Source organism: Rhodothermales bacterium, assembly GCA_013002345.1.
Classification (GTDB): domain Bacteria; phylum Bacteroidota; class Rhodothermia; order Rhodothermales; family JABDKH01; genus JABDKH01.
Map to the genome: position 1 here is coordinate 1 of JABDKH010000059.1, position 16,705 is coordinate 16,705.

At 59.3% G+C, this 16,705-nt stretch carries 16 protein-coding genes and 1 other RNA gene; 10 read left to right on the forward strand and 7 right to left on the reverse strand.

What is annotated here, in order from left to right:
* A partial coding sequence (locus tag HKN37_02785; protein ID NNE45568.1) for a hypothetical protein occupies positions 1 to 435 on the forward strand: 435 nt, incomplete at its 5' end.
* A gap of 53 nt (positions 436 to 488) precedes the next feature.
* Here the strand turns inward: HKN37_02785 and HKN37_02790 are convergent.
* Positions 489 to 3,602, reverse strand: a complete 3,114-nt coding sequence (locus HKN37_02790; protein ID NNE45569.1) for a protein kinase — start codon at positions 3,600 to 3,602, stop codon at positions 489 to 491.
* Positions 3,603 to 3,769: 167 nt separating this feature from the next.
* Here HKN37_02790 and HKN37_02795 point away from each other — a divergent pair, with 167 nt between their 5' ends.
* The 4 genes from HKN37_02795 to rnpB all read left to right on the forward strand — a co-directional run bounded on the left by HKN37_02795 (position 3,770) and on the right by rnpB (position 7,480).
* Positions 3,770 to 5,065 carry an MFS transporter gene (locus HKN37_02795; GenBank protein ID NNE45570.1) on the forward strand — a complete coding sequence of 432 codons (1,296 nt, stop codon included), beginning with the start codon at positions 3,770 to 3,772 and terminating at the stop codon, positions 5,063 to 5,065.
* Positions 5,066 to 5,076: 11 nt separating this feature from the next.
* Positions 5,077 to 6,201, forward strand: coding sequence for a Nif3-like dinuclear metal center hexameric protein (locus HKN37_02800; protein ID NNE45571.1), 1,125 nt, complete (start codon positions 5,077 to 5,079; stop codon positions 6,199 to 6,201).
* Positions 6,202 to 6,290: 89 nt separating this feature from the next.
* Positions 6,291 to 7,049 (forward strand): hypothetical protein, encoded by a 759-nt coding sequence (locus HKN37_02805; GenBank protein NNE45572.1) that lies wholly within the window; start codon positions 6,291 to 6,293, stop codon positions 7,047 to 7,049.
* Between the two features lie 16 nt (positions 7,050 to 7,065).
* An RNA gene (gene rnpB, locus HKN37_02810) (RNase P RNA component class A) lies at positions 7,066 to 7,480 on the forward strand.
* A gap of 150 nt (positions 7,481 to 7,630) precedes the next feature.
* Here rnpB and secG read toward each other — a convergent pair.
* The 4 genes from secG to HKN37_02830 form a co-directional block, all read right to left on the reverse strand.
* Complete coding sequence (gene secG / locus HKN37_02815; protein ID NNE45573.1) at positions 7,631 to 7,996, reverse strand: preprotein translocase subunit SecG; 366 nt, start codon at positions 7,994 to 7,996, stop codon at positions 7,631 to 7,633.
* Between the two features lie 148 nt (positions 7,997 to 8,144).
* Complete coding sequence (locus HKN37_02820) at positions 8,145 to 8,708, reverse strand: NUDIX hydrolase (GenBank protein NNE45574.1); 564 nt, start codon at positions 8,706 to 8,708, stop codon at positions 8,145 to 8,147.
* A gap of 27 nt (positions 8,709 to 8,735) precedes the next feature.
* Positions 8,736 to 9,470 carry a 16S rRNA (uracil(1498)-N(3))-methyltransferase gene (locus tag HKN37_02825; GenBank protein NNE45575.1) on the reverse strand — a complete coding sequence of 245 codons (735 nt, stop codon included), beginning with the start codon at positions 9,468 to 9,470 and terminating at the stop codon, positions 8,736 to 8,738.
* A gap of 28 nt (positions 9,471 to 9,498) precedes the next feature.
* Positions 9,499 to 11,292, reverse strand: a complete 1,794-nt coding sequence (locus HKN37_02830) for a BamA/TamA family outer membrane protein (GenBank protein NNE45576.1) — start codon at positions 11,290 to 11,292, stop codon at positions 9,499 to 9,501.
* Positions 11,293 to 11,303: 11 nt separating this feature from the next.
* Between HKN37_02830 and HKN37_02835 the strand changes: the two genes are divergently transcribed.
* Genes HKN37_02835 through HKN37_02845 form a run of 3 tightly spaced genes read left to right on the forward strand, consistent with a single transcriptional unit; the run spans position 11,304 to position 13,342 of the window.
* Positions 11,304 to 11,660, forward strand: coding sequence for a hypothetical protein (locus tag HKN37_02835; GenBank protein NNE45577.1), 357 nt, complete (start codon positions 11,304 to 11,306; stop codon positions 11,658 to 11,660).
* A gap of 22 nt (positions 11,661 to 11,682) precedes the next feature.
* The gene (gene mutY, locus HKN37_02840; protein ID NNE45578.1) at positions 11,683 to 12,780 is read left to right on the forward strand and encodes an A/G-specific adenine glycosylase; all 1,098 of its coding nucleotides are present in this window, start codon (positions 11,683 to 11,685) and stop codon (positions 12,778 to 12,780) included.
* A gap of 22 nt (positions 12,781 to 12,802) precedes the next feature.
* Positions 12,803 to 13,342, forward strand: a complete 540-nt coding sequence (locus HKN37_02845) for a hypothetical protein (GenBank protein ID NNE45579.1) — start codon at positions 12,803 to 12,805, stop codon at positions 13,340 to 13,342.
* A 23-nt stretch (positions 13,343 to 13,365) separates the two neighbouring features.
* Here HKN37_02845 and HKN37_02850 read toward each other — a convergent pair whose 3' ends face one another.
* Both HKN37_02850 and HKN37_02855 read right to left on the reverse strand, forming a co-directional pair.
* Positions 13,366 to 13,854: a DUF4199 family protein gene (locus tag HKN37_02850; protein ID NNE45580.1), complete on the reverse strand. Its 489-nt coding sequence runs from the start codon at positions 13,852 to 13,854 to the stop codon at positions 13,366 to 13,368.
* Between the two features lie 87 nt (positions 13,855 to 13,941).
* On the reverse strand, positions 13,942 to 14,550 hold the full coding sequence (locus HKN37_02855) for a DUF2085 domain-containing protein (protein ID NNE45581.1): 609 nt from the start codon (positions 14,548 to 14,550) through the stop codon (positions 13,942 to 13,944).
* A 149-nt stretch (positions 14,551 to 14,699) separates the two neighbouring features.
* Here HKN37_02855 and groES point away from each other — a divergent pair, with 149 nt between their 5' ends.
* Both groES and groL read left to right on the forward strand, forming a co-directional pair.
* Positions 14,700 to 14,990 carry a co-chaperone GroES gene (gene groES, locus HKN37_02860; protein NNE45582.1) on the forward strand — a complete coding sequence of 97 codons (291 nt, stop codon included), beginning with the start codon at positions 14,700 to 14,702 and terminating at the stop codon, positions 14,988 to 14,990.
* Positions 14,991 to 15,045: 55 nt separating this feature from the next.
* Positions 15,046 to 16,683 carry a chaperonin GroEL gene (gene groL, locus HKN37_02865; protein ID NNE45583.1) on the forward strand — a complete coding sequence of 546 codons (1,638 nt, stop codon included), beginning with the start codon at positions 15,046 to 15,048 and terminating at the stop codon, positions 16,681 to 16,683.
* The last annotated feature ends 22 nt before the right edge of the window (positions 16,684 to 16,705 follow it).

Here is a 16,705-nt window from a genome sequence, read left to right on the forward strand (position 1 = left end):
ATCGCTGCTGTGTACGATGTCATTTCGGGGCCCGCCGGTGAGGAACGGGATTGGAACCGATTCAGATCGCTCTTCCTGCCGACCGCTAATCTCGTACCCATCTTCAGCAATCCGGAAGGTAGAGTCGACGTGCTCGAGATGACCCCTGAGGACTACATCGAACGGTCGGGTGTCCGTCTGGTGGAGATGGGGTTCTTTGAATCCGAGATTGCGCGGGTCGAAGAACGGTTCGGCAATCTGGTACACGCCTTCAGTTCGTACGAAGGTTTTCGCGGAGACGATCTTGAGACGCCGTTAGTTCGTGGCGTCAATAGCATCCAGGTGCTGTTCAAGGATGGCCGGTGGTGGATCGCCAATCTTGCGTGGCAGCCGGAACAGGCCGGAGCAGGGATCTTGCTCCCGCAGAAATACCTGCCGCTCGAATCGAAGGACTAGTTCGCTGCGTCCGCGGATGAGTAGATGGCCCCGGTCAAACGCCAGCTATTCGGCTAGCCTGTTGCGGCCGGCTCTCGTGCTTTCTCGACCAGAAGCGCTTCGATACGCTTCTTCGCCGCCTGCACGCGCGGTTGTAGCTCGGGATCCGCACTCTCCCACCGCTTGACAAATCTTGCGAGCGTCTCAATCGCCTGGTCAGTCTCTCCCCGCTGCTCGTACAGCTGGGCCCGCCATTCCAATACCGGTCCAACCATCGCCGGATTACTGATAAGGCCACCCCACATTTCAGGAGCACTCGTGAAACGCTCAAAAGCGGCTGCCGCCTTCTCGTTCTGTCCTGCCGCCATGTAGACCGTGCCCATGAGATCCTGAAAACAGCGTCGACACCCGGCGTCCCTGTACGCCGATTCCATCTTTGGAATGGCGGTCTCCAGATCGCCCTCTCGCGCCATGACAAATGCATCGATGATGTTCGCAGCCTGATCATTGCGCTGCAGGGCAGCCGGAATCTCGGTCCTGTACCTAGTAATCCAATCGCGCGCCACGTCGACATCTCCAATCCAGGCGCTGATGCCCGCCACGAACGGATAGGGCCTGACTTGCGCCGGCCACGACTCCCACGGATACGCTGCCACAATGCGATCCAGCTCGGCGCGGATCTCCGTGTCAGACGCCGTAAGCTCGAGTACGGCAGAAAGCTGTCTCAGCTCTTCAAACATCGCACCGACTGTGTCTCCTGCTGCAAGTCTTCGCTCGCGTACCGATGCACTCAGTCGCTGGTAGTCTGTCATCCTACCCTGCCCCGCCGAAAGCGCGGCCTTCGCACCCACGGACCGCCGCTGCCAGAAGTCGGCGCCTGAACGCGCGGCGACCGAGTCTGCCCAGGCGGTGGCAGCCTCAAAGTCATCATTCAGATAGGCAATCCCGACACGGGACGCCGGGACGTACGCATTGCCTGGCAACGCCACGTCGAAAGCGACCAACTCCTCCTCCACCTCGGCCCACCTCTCCTCAGCCACGAGATTCTCGATGAGGTTGGATCTGAACGTGAATCCCTCTGCGGCACGAAGGGCACGCCGAAGAAGTCCGACGGCGTCAGCGTGTCGGCCACGCTGATTGTACACAATGGCGAGATTGTTTAATGCCGTAACGTCGTTCGGGTAACGATCCAGAAGCGTCTCATAAACGACTCGTTCCTGTTCGTCGTCGCCCAGTACCGTGCTGTAGTAGTAGGCCTCCGTCAGCAGGCGCTCACGTACCGGAAGATTCTGCCTAAGAGTGAAGGCCTTTTCGGAAGCACTCAACTGGAGGCTAAGCGGATCGCCGGCATTACCGTGGAGTACTGCCAGCTTCCGATACGCCATGGCGAACGTCGTGTCCAGCTCGATAGCCCGCTGCATGTGCTGGATCGCCGCGCGGATCCGCGCGGCGCTGGCGTCACTTTCTCCTTGCGAATACTCGCGAAGCGCTTCAAGCGAAGCCGTCGTCACATCCTCCAGCGGCTCGTTCGCACGGATCGAGACCAGAGACTCGCCGATGTCTTCGCGAAGGCGACCGGACAGCTTGTCAATCGCCGAGAGAATGGATGCGTCGTCTGCCGCATTCTCGCGCAGTGCCACAAGCTCGTTCCCGTCGGCAGAACTCACGCGGGCGGTCAATACGAATCCCGCGCCCGCCGGCTGAATGTCGCCCGATACGACTGCGGCGGCCCCGCGACGGATCGCGATTTCCGACGCGATCGACTCAGACAACGCCGTGTCCGACGCCAACTGCATCTGCTCCAATGTGGCCTGCACTGCAGACCGATCCAACAGGTTCACAACCTCGGAGCGAGAAAGGTCAATCCGGAACGCCTCCGTCACCGTATCACCCAACCCTTCGACGGCCGTCCGATTATTGAAGTCGGCAACTATAAACATGTCCTCGCGGTCCAGTGCGCCCGACGTAATCAACGTTGCGAACGGTCCTATTCCTGCGGCCCGCAGACCCATCGCGGCAAGCACGGCCACCACCAATGTCGCGGACGCCACAAACCCGCCCTGAAACGCCTTTCTCGTATCAAGCCACGAGGCCAAACCGGTGAGCGAGCGTCGCTCGCCCGACAGCATTTCGGACCGCGCTTTCTCAAGCCGGAAGCCGTACAGAACGACCGGAAATCCGGCCAGTACCGCAACCACGGCAAGCGGGAAGACCCAGCCGGGCAGCCCCAGCATGATCATGGCGGCGTATGAAACACCAAGTATGAGCGCAGCGAGGATCGCGAACTTTCCGACGGTCGACGTCATATCCGGACCTACAGGCGTCGTTCCCGCCGGTCGAACGCCCGAAACAGCGGACGTAGTAGCTGATACCTCGTGGGAAACCAGGTCGCGCAGGGCCACGACAATCTTGGAGGCATCAGATATTCGGTCATCGGGCTCCTTGGCCAGGCACCGATCAACGATATCGATGAACTCCGCCGGGACATTGGCGCGGCCGGTCGACACCGGCTGAACGTCCTCGTTCAGGATGGAGTACATGATCGCGGCTTCGTAGCCGCCCGAAAACGGCGGCGACCCCGTAAGCATCTCATAGTAGAGCACGCCCAACGACCACAGATCGGTGCGGCGGTCGACATCACCTCCGCGAGCTTGCTCGGGGCTCATGTACGACGCCGTGCCCAGCGTCGACCCCGCTTTCGTTATGTCGGATGCCTCCCCAAGCTTGGCCAGTCCGAAATCGAGAATCTTTACCAGACCCGTCCGGGTCACCATGATATTCGCGGGCTTGATATCACGGTGGACTATGCCGTGGTCGTGCGCCGTCTTCAGCCCCTGCGCAACCTGGTGCGCAATGCTGTTGGCCTGATCGATCGGCAAGGGCCCCTGTTCCAGGAGATACTTAAGCGTCTGACCATCGTAGAATGTCATCACGATGTAGAGACGCCCGTCCTCGGCCTCGGCGATGTCGTGGATCGTGCAGATGTGCGGGTCGTCCAGCGCCGACGCCGCACGCGCCTCCTGTATGAAGCGCTGCTTCGACGTGGCGTCCGACTGCAAATGCTGGGGAAGAAACTTGAGGGCGACGGAGCGATCGAGTTTCTCGTCGTGGGCGCGATAGACGATGCCCATACCCCCCTGGCCCAGTTGCTCCAGGATGCGGTACTGCCCGAAAGTGGATCCAATCATGAAGGGTAGCAGGGTGAGTCCGCCCCAAGAAACGTCACTGGCGTCTGGAATTCAATTGCGGAAATCGGTTGCGGCGTACCAAATATTGCGCATACGGCGCGTGGCTGGCGCGCCGATTCAACCAATTGCTTACCTTCGCCGACCACATCCGTCTCGACGTCCACCTGATGAATTCATCCGTAACGACCGACCGCCGCAGTATCGCCTCCTGGGCGCTCTACGATTTTGCGAACTCGTCGTTTACCACGCTCGTCGTGACCTTCATCTACGCGACGTACTTCACGAAGGCCATCGCAGCAGACTCCGTATCCGGAACGGCGCAGTGGTCGCTGGCGGTGACGATCACATCGCTTGTGGTGGCCCTTGCATCGCCATACCTCGGGGCCATCGCCGACCGCGGCGGATACAGGAAACGATTTCTGCTGATCTCAACGATCGTAGTAATCGTGGGGAGCTTCGTCATGTTCTTCCCCGGACCCGGTCAGGTGTTGTACGCCCTGACGGTGTTTGTGATTGCCAACATCGCGTTTGAACTCGCCAACGTGTTTTACAACGCGTATCTCCCCGACCTTGCGCCACCTGACAAGATCGGTCGCATATCGGGTTACGGGTGGGCGCTCGGCTACGTCGGCGGATTGCTGTGCATGGTGATTGCGCTCTTCGCCCTGGTACAGGTAGACGTTCCTCCGTTTGGTCTAGACGCTTCGACGGGCGAACACGTCCGCGCCACCAATATTCTCGTGGCCGTGTGGTTCGCGATCTTCTGCATACCCATGTTCGTTTTCGTTCCGGAGCTGCAGCCCCGGCTCGTCGGGCGTGGCGACGGTGTGATGACAGAGGCCACGCGTCAGATCGTCCGCACGTTCCACGACATCCGGCGCTTCCGTCAGATCTTTCGTTTGCTGGTGGCGCGACTGATTTACAACGACGGGCTTGTGACCATATTCGCCTTTGGTGGCATCTACGCTGCCGGCACATTCGGCTTCACGATAGAAGAGGTGATGATCTTCGGGATTGCGCTGAACGTCTCGGCGGGGCTCGGGGCCTATCTGTTCGGATTTCTGGATGACAGGATCGGCGGAAAGAAGACGATCCTGATCACGCTGGTCGGACTCACGTTTGCAAGCCTCCTCGCGGTACTCACGCACTCCGTGGCGCTCTTCTGGACGTCGGGAATCCTTGTGGGGTTGCTGGTCGGACCAAACCAGTCGGCGAGCCGATCTCTGATGGGGCGATTCGTTCCGGACGACAAGGAAACGGAGTTCTATGGTTTCTTTGCATTCTCCGGCAAGGCGACTGCGTTTCTCGGCCCGCTTTTGCTGGGCCAGTTGACAGGGTTCTTCGGAAACCAGCGGTTCGGTGTCGCGATCGTCATGGTGTTTTTTATTATAGGAGCGTTACTGACCCTTCGCGTCGATGAAGCGGAGGGGATCGAACTCTCCGGTCGTCCGGCCCGTCGCTGACCGTCGTTCTTATGGCATCAGTTTCAGATATAGCGAAGATCATTGAGGAGTGGGCGCCTCCGTCGACGGCGCAGTCCTACGACAACGTAGGCCTGCAGGTGGGGCGAGCGGAGCGATCCGTCAGCAGGGTGATCGTGGCGCTCGATCTCACGCCCGGAGTAGTCGACGAGGCCATCCGGAAGGATGCGGATCTGATTATCACGCACCACCCACTTCTCTTCCGACCGCTGAAGTCGCTCACCGGCGGCGACTTCGTAAGCGGACTGGCGCTGCGTCTGGCGGAGGCCGGCATCGCACTGTATGCGGCTCACACGAATCTTGATGCCGCGCGTGACGGAGTTTCGTTTGCCCTGGCCTCCGCGTTGGATCTGCGTGGTGTGGAGTTTCTGACAACGCTTGAAGACTCGCTGTGCAAGCTGGTGACGTTCGTGCCGGAGAGCCACGAGTTGTTGGTTCGAGAAGCTATTGCGGCGGCCGGAGGCGGACGGATCGGCAACTACGATTCATGCGCCTTTGGGACGAAGGGCATCGGCTATTTCCGGGCGGGCGAGGGTGCACAGCCTGCCGTCGGTGCGGCCGACGGTACGGTGCAATCCGTAGAGGAGGTTCGTGTCGAGGCGGAGGTGCCGACCTGGCGGGTAGCCCAGACAATCGCAGCGCTCCGATCGGCCCATCCGTACGAAGAAGTTGCCTACGACATCTACCCGCAGAACCGGCGCTACTCGGGTGCGGGGCTGGGGGCGGTTGGAGACCTGCCCGGGCCGATGGCGGTGCCAGACTTCCTGACTCACGTCGCGGCAGCGCTCAAGGCGGATGTGCTGCGCTTCTCAGGGCCCGATGAGGCAAGGATTTCGCGCGTCGCCGTCTGCGGAGGCGCTGGAGCTGACCTCATGGATTCAGCCAGACGTGCGGGTGCGCAAGCCTACGTCACATCAGATGTCTCGTACCACCGGTTTTTTGAGGTGTCGGACGAGCACGGGACCGCCGACCTGCTGCTCGTCGATGCGGGTCACTACGAGACCGAAGCCGGAACGGAGCAGTTGCTAGTCGACCGACTGAGACAGTCGCTGCCTGAGATCGAGTTTCATCCGACGACCGTTCGGACGAGCCCCGTCAGAACCTTCACCAGGTCCTAGCGCATCTTTGCTCCAAATGCTTCGAACATAACCTATCTCCTGCCGTATCATCTTGTTCGCCAACCCCCGACACGACACGTAAATCACGAATGGTCACAGCGGTAGAATCAAGTATCAGTGAGCAGCTTCGGACCTTAATTCGATTGCAGCTCGTCGATTCGAAGATCGATCAGATCAAGAAACTCAGGGGAGATCTTCCGGACGAAATTCGGGATCTCGAGGATGAACGAACAGGCCTGGAGACTCGGATCGAGAAATACGACACGGAGGCAAAGGAGCACGAAGTCGGCAAGAAGCAGGCCGGGTTAGATATCAAGGACGCGGAAGACCTGATCAAGAAGTATGAGGAGCAGCAACTTCAGGTTCGCAACAACCGCGAGTACGACGCTCTGACGAAAGAGATCGAGGCCCAGCGCAACCGCATCGTCGAGGCTCAGAATCGGATTGAACTCATTGACGGCTCGAAGGACGAGCGCGAGGAGGCTGTAGCTGCGGCAAAGCTCCGACTCGACGAAATGGAGTCCATTCTCTCGGGTAAAAAGGCCGAGCTCGAAGAGGTTCTCAACGACACGAAATCTGAGCAGTCGAATCTTGAGAAGAAGCGGAAGGCGGCTGCCAGCGAAGTAGACCCGCGCTATCTACGAGCCTACGACAGGTTGCGAAATCGACTACGTGATGGACGCGCGGTGGTACCGCTCGATCGTGGAGCCGCCGGTGGTTTTGCCGTTCCTCCGCAGCGTCAGGTTGAGATCCGGCAGGGCAACAGGATCGTCGCGTGCGAGCACACGGGTCGAATCATTGTCGATCTGGAACTGTTTCAGAAGACGACGAAGGAGATGCCGCTCTGAGGCATCGTCGGATTTGGTTATCGGTCGGATCATCGCGCCGCTCATCGAGCGGTGAGGAAAGTCCGAACACCACAGGGCACCGTGCTTCCTAACGGGAAGGCAGTTGCGTTCAGCGACTGACGGCAAGTGCAACAGAAAGCAAACCAGCCGACGTCCCGGTTATCCGGGATCCGGTGATGGGTGAAATGGTGGGGTAAGAGCCCACCGGCGCTTCGGGTGACCGTTGCGGCCAGGCAAACCCCACGGGGTGCAAGGCCAAGCAGTACTGCTCCACCGCAAGGTGGGAAAGACGGCCCGTCTTGAATGCAGTACGGGTAGGCTGCTCGAGGCCTGCGGTGACGCAGGTCCCAGATAAATGATGATCTCCTCGCACGCGCCCCGGCGGAAGGCAGGCGGGAAGACAGAATTCGGCTTACAGACCGATAACACCGTCCCCGCGGCGGCTCTGCGAAAGCGGGGTCGCCGCTTGTTGTTCTGTGAGGATTTGCGTCAGAACAAAAGGTGCGCCTGGGTGATTGGGCGAGTCATTACATTCGGCATGTCACAACGAAGTGACGTCTACCTCGCACGCCCGGGTTCGCCTACTCGTCGGGAGTATCGGTAGCGGCACTGCCGGCGTCGTCAGCTGCAGGCAGCGATTGAGCGTCGACCGGAGGGAGAACAGGCGCGGCCTGTCCGGTGGCGTCGCCCTGCTGAATGACGCTCTGACTACCCTCCTCGCCGCCAATAAAGAACGTAGTGACAACGCAGAGGAAGATGAACAGGGCGCCGAGCACCCATGTCGCTTTCTCCAGGATATCGGGCGCCGTACGCGTGCCAAGTAGGCTCTGCGTCGCTCCGCCGGCAGCGATCCCGGCCAGTCCGCCTCCCTTGCCGCTCTGCAAAAGAACCACAAGGATCATGATGATCGCAATGAGTCCGATGATAACTACGAGAAGCGTGAACATGTCGGGTGCGGGAGTTTGTTAAAGGTCTCGACCACTCTTCATCCTGAAGCGGCCTAATTGACGGATCTACAGGAAAAATGGACGAAGGTCTAAAATACAGACAAAGACGTCCACTCATGTACTGGTTGAACGCCCTCGATCGCTTTTCTCATTCAATTCTTCCCAATTCAAGGCGCGCAGCCGCCATCATCAGCGCAACAGCGCTCTTCATGTCGATGATCTTGCCAGCCTTCGCCTCCGAAACCGCCTCTGTGAACGGCATCCGGACGTTCTCCATGAATTCCCCTTCCGAAAGAGCACGCGTGCCGGGCTGAAGGTCATGGGCCACATAGAAATGGATGATTTCGTTGCTGTAACCAATGCACGGATACAGGGACCCGAGTGACTCCAGTCGACCGGCTCGCCATCCCGTCTCCTCCTCCAACTCACGCCGCGCCACGTCCTCCGGAGATTCCCCCGCAATGTCGATCTTGCCCGCGGGCACCTCGAGGAATTCGCGTTTCGGAGGATATCGAAACTGCCTGACGAGCAGGGTCGAACCGTCGTCGAACAACGGTACGACTGCCGAGGCTCCCGGATGATCGATCCACTCACGAACAGACTCGTTTCCATCCGGAAGGCGAACGACGTCACGCCTCGCCTTGATCAACACACCGTCCACCAATTCGACGGACGAGACTGTTGTCTCTATTAAAGTATTGGATTTCTTGATAACTATAACCCGCTGTGCTTCAGTGTATTATACAATACCTGTCAATAGAATGGCGCTACAGGCAACGAGACACGCAGTTTCGGTGCGCAGGCGCCTTGGCCCAAGATGGACGGATTGAAATCCTTGCGCGATCGCCTGATCAATCTCGTCGTCCGCGAATCCTCCCTCCGGGCCAACCGCGATTGTCACGTCGCGATCGGACGCATCCAGGGCATTCGGGATGGACACGTCCCCATCACCGTTGTGGCAGACCAATTTGCGTGACGCTTCGGCGGCGGACAGAAATTCAGACAGGCCAACCGGACCTTCCAGCAATGGAATTCGACTGCGCTTGCACTGCTTCATTGCGGCACGCATCAGCCGTGTGGAACGATCGACATCCACCCTTGCTCGCTCTGCCCTCTGAGTATCGAGCACGGTGACACGGCTGACACCGAGCTCCGTCGCCTTCTCGAGGATCATGTCGAAGCGCGACCGGCTCTTCAAACCCGCAACCGCAAGGTGAACGTAGGTCGAAGACTCCCCTACCCCCAGGCGGCGCTCAATAATGCTTCCACGAACCACGCCGCCATCGAGCTTATCCAGCGTCACCCTGTACCAGCCTCCCATCCCGTCCACGATCTGAATCTCGTCGCCCGTGCGCAAGCGCAGCACGCGTGAAGCGTGATGAGCTTCGTCGTCGCGAAGCGACACCACCGCGCCGTCGAAGTCGTCCGGTGCCGCAAAAAAGAACGTCGTACCAGGCGCACTCTTGCTTCTCACAGATGCCTCACTTTGTACCCCACGGAAACTACAGGCTGAACGACAACCCGACGTGAACCCGCCCGTCCACCGGACTGTCCGAGTCGTTGAACGCATACGTCGCGTTGATCAAGCCCACGACAGTGCGGAACTGCATTCCAAAACCGAATCCCGGGAGGATTTGCCTGACCGCCTCCAGCTCCGGAGTCTCCGGCACCTCCAGGATTCCCATGTCCGTAAAAACGAACGCATACGCATAGCGATCCAACTGATAACGATATTCGATTACGGCGCGGCCTGCCATCCGCCCGAGAAACTGCTCTTCGTTGTATCCGCGCAGCGAGTTTGCTCCGCCGAATCGAATCAGGTCGCTTTCGTCATACTCATCGCTGAAAACAAGTCGTGCGTCGACACCGAGGGCCACGACCTGCCGTTGGAAGATCGGTACATAGTATCGTGCTTCCACCCGGAGCCTTTCCTGACCCGACCTCGTGCGCTCGGTCAAGGTGTCTCCTGAAACATCGGCGCGCCGTCCCGTGCGGTTCTTGTTTCCTCTCTCGAACATCGTCTCCACAGCCAGACCGCGTCGCGGATTCACCGGCCAGTCAACGGACTCGAATCGAATGCCAAGGCCGACAAACGACGCGGTGGATCTCGGAATTCGCTGGGTCCCGGCTCGAAGACGCAAGCCAGCCTGCCCCGGCTTCGTGACCTCTCGACTTGCCCCCGCCACCACTCTGAGATTTCTGCTCAGGCTGTAGCTGAGATTGAGCGCGTATCGCTGCTGGTCGTATGTCGAATCCTGCTGCACTCCATTGAATCGACCCTCGAGTCCAAGCGGAATCCGCAGAATACCTGGATCGGCGAAGCCAACATCCACAGTGCTGACACGACCCGGGAGCCGATTCAGTCTGAGATCGAAGGATCGGCCGCCACCGAACAGATTCCTCAGATCCAGACGTCCGGTCCCAACGAGTCCGCCGCTCTGCACGGCCGAGGTTCGCGGCGTGTAACCCATTACAAGATCAAAGCTGCCGGGGGCACCTTCTTCAATCGGTATGACCACAATCACGCTTCCCTCGCGGCCGCGTGCCAGCGTCGGACGACCCACTTCATCAAAGAAATCTGTTGCGAGCAGCGATCTGCGAATCTCCTCTGGATCGAAATCCGTCAGCGTTCGCCCCGGCCGCATTCCGGTAATCCTGCCAACGTATCCGGGCTTCGTTCGAACGGCTCCGGGTAGTTGTATCTGATCAAGCAGCATCGAGTCACCCGGATTCAGTTCCAGGGTCAGTCGTACCCGCTGGTTGTCGCCGGGCACCAACTCGACTCCGGCGATCCGTGCCTCTGCGAACGGGTATCCGGCGCGGTTGTACGCATCCAGCAGGAAGACAAGATCCTGCTCAACAACGGAAGGGACGAATGGATCTCCCAAGCGGACGCGAAGGAACTCCTCCGGATCGTCTATGCCGCCCTGGCTCGATGCCTCGATTCGGATCTCACCGATGCGCACCAGAGAGCCCCTGCTTAAGTAGATCGCCGGTGAAGATCCGTAAACAACGGAATCGAGCCGCGCATACAGAAAGCCACGTGTTCTGATTCTGTCGACTTCGCGACGGCCCTCAACTTCCAGCGAATCGAGTGGAAACGAAGCGGGCAGCGACCGGTTTACCTGACGACCATCGACAAAGATTCTGACCGCCCCGACCTGTACTCTGCCCGTCGGCTGAGCCGCCGCCACCGAACATGATGCGATTATTCCTGCCAATACCACGCCGAGGCTCCATCGCTGCATCAAGTGGCGGGCACGGGCTCCTCCGATTGTGGCTTGGCGTTTTCGCACGATTCGGTTGGATGGGAATACTGACAGGCGTGATTGCACTTTCGGCGTGGGCTGGAAACGCGCCAGTCGATGAGGCGGTCCGCGCGCCGGGCGAAAAAGACGTCTTTCATGTAACGAGTATCGACTCGCTTTCCTACGCCGTGAAGGCCGGCGCGCTGCTCATCACCCATCTGCCGGACTCCGTCGGTGGCCAACCGGTTGACGTCTACGAAAGCTTACTCATCCCGGCTCGCAGCTGGCGCAGCGGCCCGGCTTTCTTCTGGCAGACAAAGATTGGGGATGACGGCACGCACACCCTGCTCTTCCGTGCGATCAGTCGAGGCCTGACCGTCGACACGCTGACGGTCACCGTAGATGTAATCCCCTGAGTTGGTGGACGTCGCAGAACAAATCCAGACGGTCCGCGAGCGACTTGTGCCGTGGTTTAACAACGTTGCACGTGACCTGCCATGGCGGCGGACTAAGGACCCGTATCGCATCTGGCTGTCGGAAATCATGTTGCAGCAAACGAGGGTCGATCAGGCCGAGTCATATTACAATCGATTCGCGTCGAATTACCCTACCATTGATTCACTGGCGGCTGCACAACTCGATGGTGTGCTCCGGGACTGGGAAGGACTGGGATACTATGCGAGAGCGCGCAACATGCACAGGGCGGCGCAGCTGATCGTCCGTGAGATGGACTCGGTATTCCCTGCTGACCACAAAAGCGTTATTGGTCTGCCCGGAGTGGGGCCGTACACGGCCGCTGCGATCATGTCGATTGCATACGGTGAACCCTACGCTGTCGTAGACGGGAATGTGACGCGAGTGATCAGTCGCTTGTTTGAGATCGGTGACGATCCCTCGTCCTCAAAGGGAAAGAATCTTATCCAGCAACTCGCCGATGACCTGCTCGACGAGCGAGACCCCGGGCGTTTCAACGAGGCGATAATGGAGCTCGGTGCTACGGTATGTGCGCCGCGCAATCCACAGTGTGACGAGTGCCCGGTCAATAGTGCGTGCGCGGCGTTTGCGAGCGGGCGGACCGCTGAATTTCCCATTCGCCGAAAAAGAAGGCCGGTGCCTCACCACCAAATCGCCGTCGCCGTTCTCGTGGACGACGACAGAGTCTTCATTCAGAAACGTGCCGAAGATGGACTGCTCGGGGGCCTGTGGGAATTTCCTGGAGGGAAGATTGAGGGCGGCGAATCCCCCGAAGAGGGATGCCGGCGAGAAGTACGTGAGGAGCTGGGGGTGGAAGTTGAGACGGGCGCCGCACTGAGCACCATCGAACATGCGTACAGTCACTTCAAGGTGACCCTGCATCCGTTTGTGTGCCGGCTTGTGGCCGGTGATCCTGTGAGCACGCTGGACTCCCGCTGGGCCCGTTTTGACGAACTGGACAGCTACGCCTTCCCCAGGGCGAATCGGCGACTGATTGAACTCCTCATTGCACACCGGTCCGGTACTTCTGGACTGCCAGGCGGCGGCGCGGTACTTTCCTGAAGCACGAACTACAGCGTAAGCGATGGACTTTTTTGATCTGTTGATACTGGCGGCACTGGCTCTTCCCGCCCTGTTCCGCTGGTTCGGGAACCAGACCAAGGGTAAGCAGACACCCACGTCGGCACCACCCGTGGACGACAGGCCCGAGTACGAAGAGGCTGAGGAGTCTGAATTCGCACGTGCTATTCGAGAAATCAGCGAGGCGCTTGGTGGGCAGGAGCCGGAGTCGCGCCCTGCGGAGCGGACGGAGTATTTCCCCGACGAATTCGGACCGAAGCACGAAGCGGCGACCGGTAGCGGGTTCACGCGTGAAGAATCGTTCGAAAGAGCACCGTCCAGTTCCCACACGCCCGCGGCCGCCGTTCCGTTCAAGTCTCTGAAGCTTGCGCGTATCGAGACACCCGAACTTGAGGAAGTCATTCCGGAACAGCGAGCGACAGCAGCCGACGGAGTCGTCGCGCTGTTACGCTCTCGGCGCTCGGCACGTGACGCAGTGATGTTATCAGAGGTGCTGAGACCTCCACTCGCCCTTCGGCGTCAGTCGCCCGACGAACGAATCTAGCCCGCCGGACGGCCATCGAGAGATTATCCCTGGGGATAGGTCGGGTCGTCGCCGCCCTTCTTGAACACAGACGCTCCGATCGCTCCGCCAATGGCTCCAAAGCCCGCAGATAGTGCGACTCCGAACAGGGCCTGCAGCGCGAACTTGCCTGCTGTAACGGTCTCCTCCATCTGTTCGACGAGCTGGTCATATGATTCCGGCGGCATCTGGTCTCCGAACCGGTCGAGAATGAACTGCATTATCGTGTGGTCCACGCGAATGCCCGCCTGCATCAATGCGTAATCCAGCACGGCGCTGATCGCGGCGCCGATCAGCGCAACCGTCAGCCCGAGCACGGCTCCCTGGCCGCCCGTCAGGGTGATGCTGTTCGTAGAACTGTAGTGCCACACGGCGACGAGCGCTCCAATCACAACGCCAGCACAGCAGAGGCAGTTGATAAGCCCGAGGTAGGAAGTCGACAGGACAGCGACGAGCGCCGATCCCAGAATGATCGATTGTTTCTTTTCAGGCATGGGTCCGGGAGGGATAGTCTGAAGAATTCGCGACGCGAGTGACAAAGCGTGTCGATCCAAGAAACGGCCGGACTCCGAGAAAAACAATCAATTCGGAGCTCTCGACCCACCATCTTTGATGGAAGTGTTCGTGTCCGAAGGTTCCTTTGTTTCACGGCCTCCGGCGCCGACGCTCTTGATCACAACGCGGGCCAGAAAGTACCCGGCGACCAGGCCGAAAATGGCTCCGGTAATGAGCCTGCTGGCGGGTGTGTTGTGCCAGATTCCGGCGAAGTCCCCCGCCCAGTCGATTCCGAGCGGCGCGAGCGAGAGCAGAATCGCGAGTCCCGCCCGGTTGGACAGACACCGATCCCACCGGCGAAGCCCGGCGAAAAGCAGGATGGCGACCGGTAGCGCCCCCCAGATGCCGACACACCGATGGCAGAGCGCGATCTGTTCGCCTGCAAAGTGAAACGACCGACCCGGCAGCTGATGACAGACCGGTCTATAGCCGGACATGATGAGCCCGCGCCAGCTATCACTCACGAGAGGTGGCAGAAAAGAGCCCGCAACCAGGACCCCGACGGCGAGACCGGTGATCGTAAGCCAGAGGATTTGCTTTGAATTGAGGCGCGGTGGCGAGCCGTATTTCGACCGCGGGATCGGAGCAGGAATGGGCACTAGACCGGTTTTCTTCGTAATTCGTTCACGGAACATGGTAACGGCGAGATAGGTTCTACCCTACTACCAAGTTTGCTGCCCGGCAAAAATTTTTACCGGGCGGTTAGCACTCTACACGCACGAGTGCTAACAAGTTGAACATCAGATGTACTCTCATAAATCAATGTAATTGGAGGAGTTGAGCAATGGCCAGCATCCAACCACTCGGTGACCGAGTTGTCGTCAGGGCCCAGGCGGCTGAAGAGAAGACGGCCAGCGGCCTCTTCATTCCCGACACCGCCAAGGAAAAGCCACAGAAAGGCACCATCATCGCTGCCGGTCCCGGGCGCGTCGAGAACGGAACCAAGATCGACATGACGGTCAAGAAAGGTGATACCGTTCTGTACGGCAAGTATTCCGGTACCGAAATCAGCCTCGAAGATGAGGAATATCTGATCATGCGGGAGACCGACATTCTCGGAATCCTCAAGAAGTAGCTGACCTCTCCGTAAAGGGTTGGTCAATCAAAGACTAAAACACACTATCGATACCATGTCAAAGCAGATTGTTTTTGATTCGGACGCTCGCTCCAAGCTTAAGGCTGGAGTTGATGCGCTTGCAGAAGCGGTGAAGGTTACGCTAGGCCCCAAGGGTCGAAACGTGATCATTGAGAAGAAGTTTGGAGCACCGACCGTCACGAAAGACGGCGTCACGGTTGCCAAGGAGATCGAACTGGAAGACCGGCTCGAGAACGTCGGTGCACAGATGCTGAAGGAAGTCGCATCGAAAACCAGTGACGTTGCCGGTGACGGCACGACCACGGCGACAGTTCTTGCACAGGCCATTATGACGTCTGGACTCAAGAACGTCACGGCCGGTGCCAATCCGATGGACCTCAAGCGTGGCGTAGACCATGCGGTTACGGCGGTTGTTGAGAACCTCCGGAGCCAGAGCAAGGACATCCAGGATCGGAACCGCATCGCTCAGGTCGCGACCATCTCGGCCAACAATGACGGAGCAATCGGCGAACTGATTGCCGATGCATTTGAGAAGGTCGGAAAGGACGGTGTTATCACCGTTGAAGAGGCTCGCGGCACCGAGACCACGCTGGAAGTGGTCGAGGGTATGCAGTTCGATCGCGGCTACCTCTCCCCCTACTTCGTGACGGATGCGGAGAATATGGAGGTCGTTCTTGAGGATCCATACATCCTGATCCACGACAAGAAGATTTCGACGATGAAGGATCTCCTCCCGATTCTCGAGAAGGTTGCCCAGATGGGCGCTCCGTTCCTCGTGATTGCAGAGGATGTGGAAGGCGAGGCTCTTGCCACACTGGTAGTCAACAAGCTCCGCGGCACGCTCAAGGTGGCGGCAGTTAAGGCTCCTGGCTTTGGCGATCGTCGCAAGGCAATGCTCGAGGATATTGCCATCCTGACCGGCGGAACCGTTGTGTCGGAAGAGAAGGGCTATCGTCTCGAGAATTCGACGCTGGATTACATGGGCCGTGCCAAGCGTGTCGTGATCGACAAGGACAACACGGTCGTGGTTGACGGCGCAGGTGACAGCGAGCAGATCAAGGCCCGCACCAATCAGATCAAGCAGCAGGTTGAGTCCACGACCAGCGACTACGATCGTGAGAAGTTACAGGAGCGTCTGGCGAAGCTGTCGGGCGGCGTTGCGGTGCTGAAGATCGGTGCTGCCACAGAGCCTGAGATGAAGGAAAAGAAGGCGCGAGTCGAAGACGCACTCCACGCTACACGCGCAGCCATCGAGGAAGGAATCGTACCGGGTGGTGGTGTTGCGTACATCCGCGCTCTGACGTCCCTCGACAAGCTGAAGATCGAGGATGAGGATCAGCTGATCGGTGTTTCGATCATTCGACGGGCGCTCGAAGAGCCGCTTCGTCAGATCGCAGCCAACGCCGGACACGAAGGATCGATCATTGTCCAGAAGGTCAAAGAGGGCAAGGGAGACTTCGGCTTTAATGCCCAGTCCGAGGAGTATGGCAAGCTCATGGACCTCGGCGTGATTGACCCGACCAAGGTCACACGGACGGCGCTCGAGAATGCGGCATCCGTCGCAGGACTTCTCCTGACGACTGAGGCCGTTGTTGCCGATCGGCCGGAGAAGGCGCCGGCGATGCCGGGTGGCGCTCCGGACATGGGTGGCATGGGTGGCATGGACTTCTAGTCCGTCGCCCAGCGACTTCAGG

Bases quoted from the DNA above. Each gene is read 5' to 3' on its own strand.
- HKN37_02835 (NNE45577.1), top strand. From the start codon at position 11,304: ATGGGAATACTGACAGGCGTGATTGCACTTTCGGCGTGGGCTGGAAAC.
- secG (NNE45573.1), bottom strand. From the start codon at position 7,996: ATGTTCACGCTTCTCGTAGTTATCATCGGACTCATTGCGATCATCATG.
- HKN37_02850 (NNE45580.1), bottom strand. From the start codon at position 13,854: ATGCCTGAAAAGAAACAATCGATCATTCTGGGATCGGCGCTCGTCGCT.
- groL (NNE45583.1), top strand. From the start codon at position 15,046: ATGTCAAAGCAGATTGTTTTTGATTCGGACGCTCGCTCCAAGCTTAAG.
- HKN37_02795 (NNE45570.1), top strand. From the start codon at position 3,770: ATGAATTCATCCGTAACGACCGACCGCCGCAGTATCGCCTCCTGGGCG.
- HKN37_02855 (NNE45581.1), bottom strand. From the start codon at position 14,550: ATGTTCCGTGAACGAATTACGAAGAAAACCGGTCTAGTGCCCATTCCT.
- HKN37_02805 (NNE45572.1), top strand. From the start codon at position 6,291: ATGGTCACAGCGGTAGAATCAAGTATCAGTGAGCAGCTTCGGACCTTA.
- HKN37_02845 (NNE45579.1), top strand. From the start codon at position 12,803: ATGGACTTTTTTGATCTGTTGATACTGGCGGCACTGGCTCTTCCCGCC.
- groES (NNE45582.1), top strand. From the start codon at position 14,700: ATGGCCAGCATCCAACCACTCGGTGACCGAGTTGTCGTCAGGGCCCAG.
- HKN37_02790 (NNE45569.1), bottom strand. From the start codon at position 3,602: ATGATTGGATCCACTTTCGGGCAGTACCGCATCCTGGAGCAACTGGGC.
- HKN37_02800 (NNE45571.1), top strand. From the start codon at position 5,077: ATGGCATCAGTTTCAGATATAGCGAAGATCATTGAGGAGTGGGCGCCT.